Source organism: Marivita sp. (assembly GCF_051251565.1).
In the GTDB taxonomy this organism is placed as follows: Bacteria; Pseudomonadota; Alphaproteobacteria; order Rhodobacterales; family Rhodobacteraceae; genus Marivita.
In genome coordinates this window covers 1-14224 of record NZ_JBPOFB010000008.1, presented here as the reverse complement: position 1 = coordinate 14224, position 14224 = coordinate 1, and the positions used below count along the sequence as shown (strand labels likewise).

Annotated in this window: 14 protein-coding genes and 1 tRNA gene; 5 read left to right on the top strand and 10 right to left on the bottom strand. The window is 60.7% G+C overall.

Features of this window, described 5'->3' with window-relative positions; genetic code table 11:
* The first annotated feature begins 122 nt into the window (after positions 1-122).
* Entirely contained in the window at positions 123-1526 is a 1404-nt protein-coding gene (locus ACSHXH_RS12000; protein ID WP_435672040.1) for a divergent polysaccharide deacetylase family protein, read from the top strand.
* 20 nt (positions 1527-1546) lie between these two features.
* Here the strand turns inward: ACSHXH_RS12000 and ACSHXH_RS11995 are convergent, their stop codons facing one another.
* The 5 genes from ACSHXH_RS11995 to ACSHXH_RS11975 all read right to left on the bottom strand — a co-directional run bounded on the left by ACSHXH_RS11995 (position 1547) and on the right by ACSHXH_RS11975 (position 5731).
* Positions 1547-2188, bottom strand: a complete 642-nt coding sequence (locus ACSHXH_RS11995) for a DUF1638 domain-containing protein (protein WP_435672039.1) — start codon at positions 2186-2188, stop codon at positions 1547-1549.
* Entirely contained in the window at positions 2172-2345 is a 174-nt protein-coding gene (locus ACSHXH_RS11990) for a hypothetical protein (protein WP_435672038.1), read from the bottom strand. Before ACSHXH_RS11990 ends, ACSHXH_RS11995 begins: the two co-directional genes overlap by 17 nt.
* A gap of 95 nt (positions 2346-2440) precedes the next feature.
* Positions 2441-3145, bottom strand: a complete 705-nt coding sequence (locus ACSHXH_RS11985) for a corrinoid protein (RefSeq protein WP_435672037.1) — start codon at positions 3143-3145, stop codon at positions 2441-2443.
* 213 nt (positions 3146-3358) lie between these two features.
* The gene (gene bmt / locus ACSHXH_RS11980; protein ID WP_435672036.1) at positions 3359-4375 is read right to left on the bottom strand and encodes a betaine--homocysteine S-methyltransferase; all 1017 of its coding nucleotides are present in this window, start codon (positions 4373-4375) and stop codon (positions 3359-3361) included.
* Between the two features lie 147 nt (positions 4376-4522).
* A complete protein-coding gene (locus ACSHXH_RS11975) occupies positions 4523-5731 on the bottom strand; it encodes a bifunctional alpha/beta hydrolase/OsmC family protein (protein ID WP_435672035.1) in 1209 nt (402 codons plus the stop codon).
* A 119-nt stretch (positions 5732-5850) separates the two neighbouring features.
* On the opposite strand from ACSHXH_RS11975, the gene ACSHXH_RS11970 reads away from it, so the two are divergent.
* Together ACSHXH_RS11970 and ACSHXH_RS11965 are read left to right on the top strand one after the other, a co-directional pair.
* Positions 5851-6708, top strand: coding sequence for an endonuclease/exonuclease/phosphatase family protein (locus ACSHXH_RS11970; RefSeq protein WP_435672034.1), 858 nt, complete (start codon positions 5851-5853; stop codon positions 6706-6708).
* Between the two features lie 58 nt (positions 6709-6766).
* Entirely contained in the window at positions 6767-7507 is a 741-nt protein-coding gene (locus ACSHXH_RS11965) for a heme-dependent oxidative N-demethylase family protein (RefSeq protein WP_435672033.1), read from the top strand.
* Positions 7508-7510: 3 nt separating this feature from the next.
* On the opposite strand, the gene ACSHXH_RS11960 is transcribed toward ACSHXH_RS11965, so the two are convergent.
* The 4 genes from ACSHXH_RS11960 to ACSHXH_RS11945 all read right to left on the bottom strand — a co-directional run bounded on the left by ACSHXH_RS11960 (position 7511) and on the right by ACSHXH_RS11945 (position 11104).
* Positions 7511-8326: a lytic murein transglycosylase gene (locus ACSHXH_RS11960; RefSeq protein WP_435672032.1), complete on the bottom strand. Its 816-nt coding sequence runs from the start codon at positions 8324-8326 to the stop codon at positions 7511-7513.
* Positions 8327-8437: 111 nt separating this feature from the next.
* Positions 8438-8974 carry a hypothetical protein gene (locus ACSHXH_RS11955; RefSeq protein ID WP_435672031.1) on the bottom strand — a complete coding sequence of 179 codons (537 nt, stop codon included), beginning with the start codon at positions 8972-8974 and terminating at the stop codon, positions 8438-8440.
* A 333-nt stretch (positions 8975-9307) separates the two neighbouring features.
* Entirely contained in the window at positions 9308-10714 is a 1407-nt protein-coding gene (gene glnA / locus ACSHXH_RS11950) for a type I glutamate--ammonia ligase (protein WP_435672030.1), read from the bottom strand.
* A gap of 51 nt (positions 10715-10765) precedes the next feature.
* A complete protein-coding gene (locus ACSHXH_RS11945; RefSeq protein ID WP_435672029.1) occupies positions 10766-11104 on the bottom strand; it encodes a P-II family nitrogen regulator in 339 nt (112 codons plus the stop codon).
* 169 nt (positions 11105-11273) lie between these two features.
* Between ACSHXH_RS11945 and ACSHXH_RS11940 the strand changes: the two genes are divergently transcribed.
* Positions 11274-12908, top strand: coding sequence for an NAD(P)H-hydrate dehydratase (locus ACSHXH_RS11940; protein ID WP_435672028.1), 1635 nt, complete (start codon positions 11274-11276; stop codon positions 12906-12908).
* Positions 12909-13016: 108 nt separating this feature from the next.
* Positions 13017-13100 (top strand) — tRNA-Leu (locus tag ACSHXH_RS11935).
* 690 nt (positions 13101-13790) lie between these two features.
* On the opposite strand, the gene ACSHXH_RS11930 is transcribed toward ACSHXH_RS11935, so the two are convergent.
* Positions 13791-14126, bottom strand: a complete 336-nt coding sequence (locus ACSHXH_RS11930; RefSeq protein ID WP_435672027.1) for a transposase — start codon at positions 14124-14126, stop codon at positions 13791-13793.
* Between the last annotated feature and the right edge of the window lie 98 nt (positions 14127-14224).

Here is a 14224-nt window from a genome sequence, read left to right as displayed (position 1 = left end):
TTTTGTCAGGGGCCATCTGGGGCACAGTCCTGTCAGTGGGGGGGTTGGGTGCACTATCCGTGGTGACATCGGGCCAAACGGATGCACCGATAAGCACAGCCGAAATGCCTGTTTCCCAATCAGTGGACGATACCGCCGCCACCCAAAATAGCGCCGCCATACCTGAGCCCACCCAAGAGATCACCGCGCCCGAACCTGTCGATGCGGATGCGCTTGAGACTGCGCCGATCGCGCAGCCTGCCGAGATCACAGAGACGGCCCCGGAGGTGCAGACCCCGGATTTGCCCGAACCCGCCGCGCCCGAAGACACAGTCGCGGCAGACACATCCGCTGCGCCTAGTCCTGCGCCGGATGCGGGCGATACGATAGCCGCGCTCGCTACGCCAGAAGCACCGGATGCGCCCGAGGTGCCCCCGGCACCAACGGGCGACAGTGCACCCAGCGCGTCGGTGGCCCCGGAACTTACCGCACCGCAAAGCGAAACCGACCCAAACGTTTCGACCGATCCGGCGCAACCGCCAGCCCCCGAGCAGGTACCGCAAGCCGACGTGCCCGTGGTCGCTGATCCGAACGGGGCGGCTCTTGCCGAAGACGCGGCCACAGCCACAGACGACACTCCAGACGCCGAACGCCCGCAGGTCCGCCGCCTGATCCCCGATACTGGGGACATCGGCGCAGCAGATGACTCTGATGACGACACATCAGAGCCGCTGCGCCCGCAGATCGGAACCCCCGCAGCCTCCTTGGCCGACCGCAACCCGGGCAATTCCGCGCGCTTGCCATCCATCGGCGGAGCTGCCGACGCAGACACCGCCGCGCCCGCAGAGGCGCCACCCGCCCTTGATGCGCGACCGCCGCTGGAACGCTATGCAGCAGACGTAGACAGCGACCCGTCGCTGCCGCGCATGTCCATCGTGATGATCGACGACGGCACCGGGCCGCTTGGGCCCGACACGCTTGGCACTTTCCCATTCCCGGTGACTTTCGCGCTCGATCCCGGCAAACCCAACGCTGCGGACCGCATGGCCGCCTATCGCGCGCTTGGCTATGAAGTGGCCACGCTCATTGATCTGCCCGAGGCGGCACAGCCCACGGATGTGGAACAAATCCTTGGTGGTGCGATTGCCGCGCTGGCCGAAACCGTTGCCCTGATCGAAGCGCCCGGCAGCGGGCTGCAAGCCTCGCGCGCGGTGACAGAACAGGCCACACGTTTTGCTGCCGACAGCGGGCACGGTCTGGTGTTCCTGCCCAACGGGTTGAACACGGCACAGGCAATTGCGCAGCGCGAGAACGTCCCGTCCGTCAGCATCCTGCGCGATTTTGACGGCGAAGGGCAGGACGCCCGCACCAAACGCCGCTTTCTCGACGGTGCGGCGTTTCGTGCCCGTCAGGACGGCGCAGTCATCATGCTGGGCCGCCTGACGCCGGACACGTTGTCGGCGCTGGTGCTTTGGAGCTTGCAGGACCGCGCGGCCAGCGTGTCCATGGTGCCGGTGTCCACACTTTTGATCGAACAGTCGCAGTAAGGCATGACTGGCACCGCCCGTCAGCCAGTCGCCCAACCCTGCATGTGCGTCTCAAGATCACCGTAGCCGGTCAATCGCCGCTCGAACGCGAGCCCCAGCCGGTCGGCACAGGTCTTGGCCAATTCGGTCAGCGCAGGATCATCTGTCTGCGCCTGATAGACCAAGGTCTCGTAATGCCCGAAATACATGTCTCGCAGCTCAGGATGCCGGTCGAGGCCAAGCGGCTTCCACACAAACGCATCGAACTGGCGCGCCAGAAAATCGGTCAGGTAAAACGCCGTGATCTCGTCACGCGCGGCAAAGGCGGTGTTGCCTTCGAAAAAGCTGTAACAATGGGGCCCCGCGATCATCTCGACACCCATCTCGGCGCAGGCCGCCTCTAGCAACCCGCCGGTGCCGCAATCGCCATAGGCAATGAAGATGCTTTGATACGCGTCGCGGTGGCGGGTTACGGCATCGCGCACGGCCCCGACAATTTTTTCGGGGTGATTGTGATAAATTGCGGGCAGGCAGGTCAGATCAAGATGCGCCCAGCGATTGGCGTCACGCAGGGCCAGTATTTCGCGCGCAAGTGCGCCACAGGCCACAATCAACACCCGGCCATCGCCGCGCGCCGCAAGTCCCGCATCTGTCAGGATGGTGTCGTTAGGCAGGCTCGTCATCGCCGGGCACATGGGACAATCCCCAGCGCGCCGCAAGCGCGACAGCGATCAGGGCGGGCAATACCTTGAGAAGGCCAAATTCGACCAACGCCCAAACGGTCACGCCCGAGGCCGCGATCACGGCCAAAATCATAGAGACGAAGGTGGTCACTGGCATGTTGATCTCCTTGTTCTCAAAATATGGGATAGTTTGATCCATATGAAAAGGCCCTGCGATGAAGCAGGGCCAAAAAAAGGCAATTTCGCGTATAGTCAGCCTGCGGCAAGCTGATTGTGTTTGCGACTGACAAAGGTTTTGGCCGTTTCCACCGCCACGGCCGCATCCCGGCAATAGGCATCTGCGCCAATGGCCTTGCCGAATTCCTCGTTCAGGGGGGCACCGCCCACAAGAACGATGTAGTCGTCCCGAATGCCTTTTTCGATCAGCGTGTCGATCACAACCTTCATATAGGGCATCGTGGTCGTCAACAGCGCCGACATGCCAAGGATATCGGGCTGTTCGGCCTCGATTGCGTCCAGATAGCTGTCCACAGGGTTGTTGATGCCCAGATCGACCACTTCGAACCCGGCGCCTTCCATCATCATCGACACAAGGTTCTTGCCGATGTCGTGGATATCGCCTTTGACGGTGCCGATCACCATCTTGCCGACGCGGGGGGCGCCGGTTTCGGCCAACAGCGGCTTGAGAATGAACATGCCACCCTTCATCGCGTTGGCGGCCAAAAGCACTTCGGGCACAAACAGGATACCGTCGCGGAAATCGTTTCCGACGATGGTCATACCACCGACAAGCGCCTTGGTCAGAACGTCATAGGGCTGCCATCCGCGTGCCAGAAGAATGTTGACCGATTCTTCGATCTCTTCCTTGAGACCATCATAAAGGTCATCGAACATCTGTTCGACCAGTTCATCATCGTTCAGGTCCGCAAGGATGATATCGTCTTCTTCGTCAGCCATATGTGTCACTCCAGACGCTGGCGATGCCGCCAATGATTGATTTTCTCGAGTCTTGGTCGTTTTCTGACCCGGTCACTTGGTGAAATCCGACATGCGCGCGAACGCAACCGACGCGGCATGCCTTAGGGGGTGGAAAACAGCCATCCGGCGTGTGTCTGTCCTGTGATCAGGGACCATGCGCATCGAGGCAGCGTGCATGATGCGACCGATATGTCAGCCGCGACGGCGTCCGCGCCGTTCACGCTTGGGCGCGCCGCTTTGGTCACCGGTGCCATCCCCGTCCGAGGTGAACGGACCGATCTGATCCACGATCTGCTCCAATGTCGGGGCGTCGCCCTTTGGCGTGGTTTCCAGCGCCTCGCGCATCGCGCGCAAATGGTGGGGCATGGTGCCACAACAGCCGCCGATAATGGTCGCGCCCGCACCGCGCGCCAACACCGCGTAGCGTGCCATCAGCTCGGGTGTGCCATCATAATGGATATGGCCGTCGACATATTTCGGAATGCCCGCATTGCCCTTGGCGACAATCGCACGCGTCGTGCCCGTGGCGGTAAAGCCCAGAACGGTGCGCAACAGGTCCGACGCGCCGGTCCCGCAATTTGCGCCAAACGCCAATGGCGGGTTCGGCAGGGTGTCCACCATCTCGGCCATCGCCTCTGAGGTCATGCCCATCATCGTGCGGCCCGCGGTGTCAAAGCTCATCGTGCCGCACCACGGCATGCCGGCCAGCGCAAAGGCTTCGGCGGCGGCGCGATACTCTTCGGGGGCGCTGATCGTCTCGACCCAGAGCACATCCGCGCCCCCGGCCTTGAGCCCCTCGGCCTGTTCGTGAAACATCTCGACCGCGCTGGCATGGGACAAAGGGCCGACTGGCTCCATGATCTCGCCCGTTGGGCCAACGGAGCCCGCCACGATCACAGTGCGGTCTGCGGCATCGGCGATCTCGCGGGCGATCTCGGCCCCGATGCGGGACAACTCGAACGCGCGATCGGCGGCATTGTGCAGTTTGAGCCGCGACGCGTTCGACCCGAATGTGTTGGTCAGGAACAGGTCGCTGCCCGCCTCGACGGCGCCGCGATAGAGCGCGCGGATGTTGTCGGGTTTGGTCTCGTTCCAGAACTCGGGCGGATCACCGCTTTCAAGCCCCATGTTGAACAGGTTGGTGCCCGTCGCGCCATCGGCCAAAAGCCAGTCGCGGGTGCTCAGAAGGTCGTGCAGCGGGTTTGTCATGACGGGCCTGTGTGTCCAAAGAGTGGGCTGTGCCTGACAGATTTCTCTGAATGAGACAAATTCATAATTCTCAAGACCATTATGAATGCACCGCGAAAAATCCGTCAACGGATTGCACCAAACGCGTTGACGCGTTTGGTGCCAAACTCAGACCAGTTCGGTTTCCACGCGGCTTGAGGCCTCCAGCGTCTTGTGGACCGGGCATTTGTCCGCGATCTCCAGAAGCTTCTGACGCTGGTCGGTGTCCAGATCGCCGGTCACGGTGATCCGACGCCGGAACAGGTCGATATTGGCATCCGTTGGCGTGTTCGCGTCTTGGGCATGCACCTTGTCATGGCTCACATCCACCGACACATGGACCAGCGGCCATCCTTTGCGCCGCGCGTACATGCGCAGGGTCATGGACGTGCAGGCCCCCAGACCCGCTGCAAGCAACCCGTAGGGCGAGGGCCCCCGATTGGTGCCGCCATAGGCCAACGGTTCATCCGCCAAGAGGTGATGCGGGCCGGCCTGCACATCCTGCAAAAACCCGGCGGCATCCGCCTCGGACACCCGCACGATCCCCTCGGGCGCGCCGATGGGTGGGGCAGGCGGAGTCAGGTGCAGATAGCGCCCCACCCAAGCCGCGATCACGTCAGCGGCGTATTCCGCGTCTTTGGCCTGTGTGACAAGGTGGTCGGCATCGTCGAGCGTTACAAAGCTCTTGGGGTGCAAGGCGGCGGCAAAGATATTGGTGGCGTTCTCGATCCCCACAATGCTGTCGCGCGGCGCGTGCATGACCAACAGGGCGGCCTTTAGGCCCTTGATCGCCGGGGCCAAAGCCTGTGCCTGCACATCTTCGACAAACGCCTTGCCGATGGTGAAAGGCCGGCCGCCAAGATCGACCTCGGCCTTGCCCTGGGTCTGGATGTCGTCCAGCGCGTCGGCGAAATTATGGGTGACGTGTTCGGGGTCAAACGGAGCGCCGATGGTGACCACTGCCTTGATCCCGGCCATATCGCCTGCCGCCCGCAACACCGCCGCCCCGCCCAGCGAATGCCCGATCAGCATGGTCGGGGCCATCCCGCGGGTCGCCAGATAGGCCGCCGCCGCATGCAGGTCGCCGACATTCGACGTGAATGTGGTGTTGGCAAACTCACCTTTGGAATGTCCCAGCCCGGTAAAATCGAACCGCAGCACGGCAATCCCCATCCCGGACAGACGTGCGGCGATCCGCCGTGCCGCCGGAATGTCCTTGGAACAGGTGAAGCAATGCGCAAAAAGGGCGGTGGCCAGATGGGGACCGTCCGGCAGGTCAAGCCGTGCTGACAGCGTGTCGCCGGAATGGCCGGGAAAGGTGATGCGTTCGGTGGTCATGGAATGTGTCCTTCGGGCCGGGCAGGGCAGCCCTTTGGTGTTTCAGTATGTGTAGAACTGTAGGGTGTGTTGCCCTTTGGCAAGCATTGTGTCGGGAGCGTCACAGGATGGTGAGAGCGATGCGCAGGTTGGTGAGTTTTGTTGCATGTATCCTGACGGCCCTCGTCTTGGCCAGCTTTGCCGGTGCGCTGCATCCGGCGGGTGACAGTCTGGCGGTCTTTCGCATGCCCCTTGCGGTGATCTGCGCGCTTTGGGTGATCTGGTCACATTGGCCCGCATGGTCGCGGTGGGCGATTGCGGTGCTCTGTCTTGGCGCAATGGGGCAGATCGTGGCGCAGAAATACCTGTCGCATCCATCGGGGCCAATAACGATCTACCAAAAGAACCTGTTGTTCCAAAACGATGAGGTCGCAGCCCTTGCCGCCGACATCCGCGCGGCCAATCCCGATATCGTGGCGCTTCAGGAACTCACGTCGCGCAATGCAGGCCTCGTACACGACCTGCGCGCGGACTACCCCTATCAGGCAAGCTGCGCGTTGGTAGACTGGGCGCGGGTGGCGATCCTGTCGCGGTGGCCGGTCGAAGGGGAAATCTGCATTGAACGTCAGGGCCTTGTCGGACTTTTGGTCACGTCCCCGGAGGGCGCGTTCTGGGCCTTCAGCCTGCATGCGTTCTGGCCGTGGCCACATGATCAGCAAACCCAGTTGGACCTGATCCTGCCGGTGCTTGACAGCTTGGATCAACCCATAGTGATCGCCGGCGATTTCAACATGGTGCCATGGTCCTACGCGCTGCGCCGGGTCCAGGCGGCGACCGGCACAACCCGCGCAGGCCCGCTGTTTCCCACGCTGATCAAAGCCCGAGCGCCGCTGCCCATCGACCACGTTTTCGCCCCCCGGGGCGGCAAGGCGATGCCGCGACCGCTGCTTGGGTCCGACCACAAAGGCGTCCTGGCCGAGGTGTTTGTGTTCGAGTGATCGCGCGCCCCTCTGCACCGGTCTTTTCGCGCAGGACCGCGTCGGCTAAGACGTGCCCATGATCCTGCAAACCACATTGCCCTATGACATCCACGCGCCGCGCCCGTTGCCGGGTATTCAGCCTTTGGGCGACGCACCGTGGTTTCTGCTGGACGAAGCCTATGCCCCGCAGATGGCCGAACGCCTTCGCCTGATCGGAACCCACCGTGATGATGTGATCGCGCAGGACCAGCCAAACCCCGACAGCATGGCCAAGATGATGGACGCGGTGTTGGCGCATTTGCCAGCGGGGTTCGCGGTCCGTGGGGACCGGGTGACCTGCCCGGATGGGCGGGACGTGCAGATTGACCGCGCAGATCCGTTTGCCACCTTGGGGCAGATCGTGCAGGACGACATTTGTCTGTTGGAAAAACGTGGCGATGAACACGTCCTGACCGGCGCGGTTCTGTGCTTTCCGGCAAGCTGGCGACTGCGGGAAAAGATCGGCCATCCCCTGACCCATATCCATGTGCCGGTCAAAACCTACACCAACGACATTGCCCGCCGGGTGCAACGCCTGTTTGACGGGGTGCGCCCCGGCATGCCGCTCTGGCGGTTCAATGCGCTGTGGTACGAAGACCCGACGCTGCACCAGCCCCGATCAGAAACCGAACCGCGCCCGCTGACCGCAGCAGGGCAAACGGCCTATCTGCGCAGCGAACGACAGGTGCTTTGGCGGTTGCCTGACAGTGACGCGGTGTTGTTCACCATTCACAGCTTCATGCTGGCCCGAAAGGATGTTCCGGGCGCAACCGATTAGGGTTCAGCCGCCTGCGCGCTGCGCGGAATAGACAATCGCGCGCAGGTAGTTGCCGCTGTCATTCCAAACCGACAACACGTTGAAATTCTGCGTGCCTTCGCCAAACGGCTGTCCGGTCTGCCAGCCATTCCGGCGCAGCATGTTGGCCGCTGTCGCCAACGCATCGTCGGCGTTATAGGGATCGGCGCGACCATCGCCATTGCCATCGACCTTGTATCGCAGCCAGTTGCCCGCAAGGAATTGCATATGGCCCAGTTCGCCTGACGGCCCCCCCTTGGTGCTGGGCGACAGGATGCCATCATCCACCATATCAAGCGCGGCAATCGCGTGCGGCTCGAACCGTGGGTGGCGGCGGCAATAAGATGACAGCGTCACCGCACCGTCCACCACGGATGTGCCACCCAGATAGCCGCCCCAGCTTGTCTCTAGTCCCCAGATCGTCGCAAGGATCGACGCAGGTACGCCGTAGGCTCGTTCGATCGACCCAAAAGTGTTGGGGTTGCGCGCGATCTTGGCGCGGGTCTGGTTGATAAAGCTTTCCGCCGTGCTGCCCGACCGCTTGGCCAGAAACTTGGCTGGATCGCCCTGCAAGGTGCCGGTCTGGTTGCCGGGGTTGGATTCAAACCGCCATGTCAGGTCCGACAGGCGTGCATTCTGAAGCGCCGCCAGCCCGCGCTGGCCGACACCCGCAGCAGAGGCCTGACCCGCAAGGGTACGCTTGTATTGATCAAAGGCGCCTTTGCTTGTGATGCATTCTGCCGAATAGGCGGGCAGGGCGGCACAAAAAGACACACAGACAGCAGCTATCAAACGACGCATCAGGCAAACTCCAAACGGGAAAACAACTTGCGCGACGTTAGCAAATGCCGGGGTGTGGGCAAGCGGGAACACCGCGCGCGGTTTCCCCGCGATCCCCGGCTAAGCTCCGCATCACAGCAGCCCCGCCAATGCCGGAGCCAAGCCGGACTGGGCCAGACCTGAATAAAGCCCCGCGACCCCCAGCGCCAAAGCCGCCGCGCGGAGGTCTTCGCCGCGCACGAGATTGTGAACGATCAGCGGGATCGCCAAGGGGGCAGCAATCACCGCCGTGGCCAGCGAAAGCGCCCAAGCCGCCAACCGCGTCGGTGCGGTCTTGGCGCGGCGGGTCTCTACCTCGAACAATTCCGTGTCCGCCAGATCAAGCGGGCGTGGTCTCGGGCGGCAGTCCTCGGTGCGTCGCGCGGGCAGGGTGACCATTTCGGGACCGCCCGCGCGCGCAAAGGCAGCTCGATCAACAGGATGGGTACCATCGCACAGAAGCGTGTGCGCCTCAAAATCCCGACACAGCGCGGCCGCGACCGACACGCAGATCGCCGGGGCAAGACCGCGCGTTGCAATCACGATCAGGCAGGACGCACCAACCCGGTCCAACACAACTGTCACACGACCTGACCCGCTCACCGACCACTCGATCTGGTTCTGCGTCATGGGCAAACGTTTGTGCTCGAGGCCAAGCTGACAAAGGGCAAGGCGTACAAAAGGTATCACGGACGCGCACACATCTTCACGTTTTGTGCAGGTCACCAAACTCATTACAGTCACATCCGAAGTCGACATGCTCATGTCCTCCTGGTGGATCAAGACTGTGATCTTGGATCAAGGATGATCTGGGATTGTGGTCTGAATGAGAATGTAATCGGCCAAAATCGCGGTTCTTGCCGCTTGGGCAAAGTTTGGGCGTTTTGACCGCTCCATGCGGGCAGCTGAACGAAAACGGGCGACCCATTGGGCCGCCCGTCTGTCTGCGAACTGCCTGAGGGATCAGCAGCTGTAGTACATGCCGAACTCGACCGGGTGCGGCGTGTGTTCGTACAGTTCAACTTCTTCCATCTTCAGGCCGATATAGCCTTCGATCTGGTCCTTGGTGAACACGTCACCGGCCAGCAGGAAGTCCATGTCGGCACGCAGCTCGTCGATGGCTTCGCGGAGCGAACCACAGACTGTCGGGATGCCTTCCAGCTCTTCTGCGGGCAGGTCGTACAGGTTCTTGTCCATCGCCTCGCCGGGATCAATCTTGTTCATGATGCCATCAAGACCGGCCATCAACAGCGCGGCAAAGCACAGATACGGGTTGGCGCTCGGATCGGGGAAACGGGCTTCAACGCGCTTGGCTTTGGGGTTTTCTGTCCACGGGATACGAACGCAGCCAGACCGGTTGCGTGCGGAATAGGCGCGCAGAACGGGGGCTTCAAAACCCGGGATCAGACGCTTGTAAGAGTTCGTGGACGGGTTGGTGAACGCGTTCAACGCTTTTGCGTGCTTCAGGATGCCGCCGATGAAATACAGCGCTTCCTGCGACAGGTCTGCATATTTGTCACCTGCGAAAAGCGGCTTGCCGTCTTTCCAGATCGACATGTTGCAATGCATGCCGGTGCCATTGTCACCGTAAATGGGCTTGGGCATGAATGTTGCCGACTTGCCGTAGGCCTGTGCCACGTTGTGGATCACATATTTATATTTCTGAAGCTCGTCCGCCTGCTTTGTCAACGTGCCAAAGATCAGACCCAGCTCGTGCTGGCAGGACGCCACTTCGTGGTGGTGCTTGTCGACCTTCATGCCCAGACGCTTCATCGTGGACAGCATCTCGGACCGGATGTCCTGACCGTCGTCGATCGGGTTCACAGGGAAATAGCCGCCCTTGAGGCCCGGACGGTGACCAGTGTTGCCCATCTCGTATTCGGTGTCGGTGTTCCAGGACGCGTCGATTGCGTCAACTTCGTAGGACACCTTGTTGATCGAGTTCTGGAACCGCACATCATCGAACAGGAAGAATTCGGCCTCGGGGCCCCAGTAGGACACATCGCCGATGCCCGACGATACCAGGTAGGCTTCGGCCTTTTCGGCAGTCGAACGCGGATCGCGGTCATAGGCTTCGCCGGTGTCCGGCTCCACAATGGAACAATGCACGCAGACGGTCTTTTCGGCATAGAACGGATCGATATACGCGCTGTCGGTGTCGGGCATCAATTTCATGTCCGAGGATTCGATGGATTTCCACCCCGCAATGGAGGAGCCGTCGAACATAAAACCTTCTTCAAGAAAGTCCTCGTCAACTTCGTCTGCAATTACCGTTACGTGCTGAAGCTTACCGCGCGGGTCGGTAAAGCGGATGTCCACGTAGGCGACATCTTCGTCTTTGATCATCTTGAGAAGCGTTTCAGTGCTCATTCTCTTCCCTTTCACTGAGTTGGGTCGGTGTTCGTGTTGTGTGGCGCAGGATCAGATCGCGTCCGAGCCGGATTCGCCTGTGCGGATGCGGATGGCCTGTTCGACCGGAGAGACGAAAATCTTGCCGTCGCCGATCTTGTCGGTCTTTGCCGCATCCACGATGGCAGCAATCGCGCCATCAACCTGATCGTCCTCGAGGACAACCTCGATTTTTACCTTGGGCAGGAAATCAACCACATATTCAGCGCCGCGATACAGCTCCGTATGGCCTTTCTGGCGCCCAAACCCTTTGACTTCCACGACACTCAGGCCTTGTATACCTGCGTCTTGAAGGGCTTCCTTCACCTCGTCGAGTTTGAAGGGTTTGATGATGGCTTCAATCTTTTTCATGGCGGATCCCTCATTCCTGCATTGGGGTCGTCAGACCACTTCTGTTTGGAGGCCACAATCGGCTAAGCCCACAGAACAGCCCGAGGGCACGGGGATTGAAATATAGAGCCTAAATAATGTGCGTGTTGCACAATTAATATGCGAAAATGAATCGCACAAAGGAACAGACGTGACTGAATTGCTCACCGCAGCCCAGATGCGCGCCATAGAACAGGCCGAAATCGAGTCGGGTTCCGTCACTGGCCTGCGCCTGATGGAACGTGCCGGACGTGGCGCTGTGGACGCGGCGTTCGCCAAATGGCCGACCCTTGGGCAGGGGCGTCACAGGGCGCTGATCCTGTGCGGGCCGGGTAATAACGGCGGCGATGGGTTTGTCATCGCACGGCGTCTGGCCGATCGGGGATGGGATCTGGATGTTTTTTTATATGGGGATTCCGACGGGCTGCCCCCGGATGCGCGAACCAATCACGACCTTTGGGCGCAGATGGGCGCGGTTCAGCGGCTCGATCCCGCTGCCATCCGGAGCTGCGACCGGCCTGACCTTTTCATTGACGCCGTGTTCGGCACGGGGCTGACACGGCCACTGCCCGATGAGCTGGCCGAGGTGCTGGATATCGGGATGATGGGGGTCTGGACGTCTGGGCAAACGATCCGGCGTCTCGCCATTGATTGTCCGTCGGGCCTCAACCTCGACACCGGGATGATCCCGGCGCAAGAGGGCGCACCGCGCAAGGTGAATACAGCCGATCTCACGGTAGCGTTTCACAGCCTCAAAGCAGGTCACAAGCTTGGGCTTGGGCCCGCCCTGTGTGGTGAGGTGCGCATCGTTGATATCGGGTTGCACGCAGCGGATGCGGGGCCGCGCGCAGCATTGGGCACCCCGCCTGACCCGAACCGTGCCCGACTTGTCGCGCGAGCGCGTGAGTCAGAGGGCATCCCGCGCGTGTGGCCCAGTGCCCTGATCCCCAAGCTGAACAGCAGCGGTCACAAATACACTTACGGTCACGTCATGGTTCTGGCCGGTGGGCCGGGACGCGGCGGTGCTGCACGGATGGCCGCGCGGACGGCGCTGCGGTCGGGGGCGGGGCTGGTCACCGTGTTGTGTCCCCCGGATGCGATGCTGGAAAATGCCAACCACTTGGACGCCGTGATGCTGCATGCCTGCGCGGATGCAGAAGCCTTCCGCCAGATCGCCGACACACGTGTCACGTCGCTATGCCTTGGGCCAGGGTTGGGTGTGGGGCAGGCGACCCGCGATCTGGTTGCGGCGGCGCTGTGCCACAACGGCGGCACACGCAACCCGCGCCAAACGGCGGTGGTGCTGGATGCGGACGCGCTGACATCGTTCGAAGACGACCCGGACGCCTTGTTCGCCCTGTGCCATGGGCGCACGGTTCTGACCCCGCATGAGGGCGAATTTGCACGGCTCTTTCCAGACCTTGCGCAAGGCGAACGGGGGGCGCGCTCCAAAATCGACGTGGTGCGCATGGCCGCTGACCGGGCTGGGTGCATTGTCCTGCTTAAGGGCGAAGACACCGTGATCGCACAGCCTGGCGGCGGCGCAAGCGTGCACAGCGCCACCGGCGATCGCGCGGTCCCGTGGTTGGCCACCGCTGGGGCGGGTGATGTGCTGGCTGGTCTCATCGCGGGATTGGCCGCACCTGACAGCGTGCCGGACCTGTTCTGCGCCACTGAAGCGGCCGTCTGGTTGCATTGCGACGCAGCCCGCCTGTTTGGTCCCGGTTTGATTGCCGAAGACCTGCCCGATATGTTTCCAGAGGTTTTCTTAACCCTCGGGGCCTAAGAAACTTCGTACGACGTTTCTTAGGACGCTGAATTATCAGGGTTGCGGGTTTCGACGCAAAAATTCTTCTCGCATCGGCGCAAGAGCTTTGCTAGTGACCAGCGCAATGCGGGTGTGGCGGAATTGGTAGACGCACCAGATTTAGGTTCTGGCGCCTTTGGCGTGGGGGTTCGAGTCCCTTCACCCGCACCAATAAAGCAGATAGAGTTTTAATTTTAAAAGAAAAATTTGGTTTCCTACGCATCTATCCCCCAAATTCTCCCCAACACCACATCGGTTGTGCTGGGAGGAGGCATGTGGGCTTCGATAAAATTCGATTGCGTTGTTTGAGGGAGATCCTCTGCAGAGGGGGCTGTTGCATTAACTTGTGAACAGCCGTTTTGAGGCAGGTTAAGGGGCCACTGCGCATAGAAGGCAGCCCTACGGGCTGCCGCCTTTTCTGACTAACTCATTGATATAAATAATAAAACCCAATCAGCCTAAACCCTGTCCCAACATTTGTCCCACCTGGCAGACATGCAGGAAACCCACCGAGTTTGAGATGAAGCTCTTGACGACGGTAGGCGAGCCTTAAATCCATTTTTTCGATTACCTGCCTTTTCGCAATGGATCGAGACTACGAGAGGGGATCATCAGCTCCCATATTTTGGAACACGGTGGCCCTCTGTCCAGTTGACCTCGTCTTTTGAGTGAACGGTGTGTTTATGTTATCGGGCATTTGTGGCGGAAGAGGCAGGCTGATGCCGGAAGCGGGAGGAAGGATGCGATCTACGTTTGTGAGTTTGCAACAATATTTGTCACACGCAGCTGCAAACCTTCTACACCTATGAAGTGGTCTTGCTTTTTCGGACAGGTTTGCGGCTCAGCTAAAGCGTTTCGGTTTTAATTTGAGACATATCCGGCAACCTTGAAGTATTTCAAACATTCTTGAGGGTCGTAGCGGTCGCAGATTTTTCCAATGGCATCGAATACGTCGGTGAAGGTTCTTGCCCCGATCCGGCGCAGATGGGCTTTCAGTTTGGACAATGCCTGTTCGATTGGGTTGAGGTCGGGCGAGTATGGCGGCAGGAAGAGGAACCAGCATCCATGCGCGCGCAGGGCATCCGACGCTTCCTTGTTTTTATGCGTCGCAAGGTAGTCCAATATGACGACGGTGCCGGGCTCAATCTCTGGCACCAACACCTCACGCACGTAGGCCGCGAAGGCCGGGCCATTCAAGGCACCCTTTATGACCTACGGAGTCCGGCCTGAACAACTCCCAAGGCATTGAAAATATGTGATTAAATGGTGGTATTAGTGGTCTTTTCCTGCAGGGT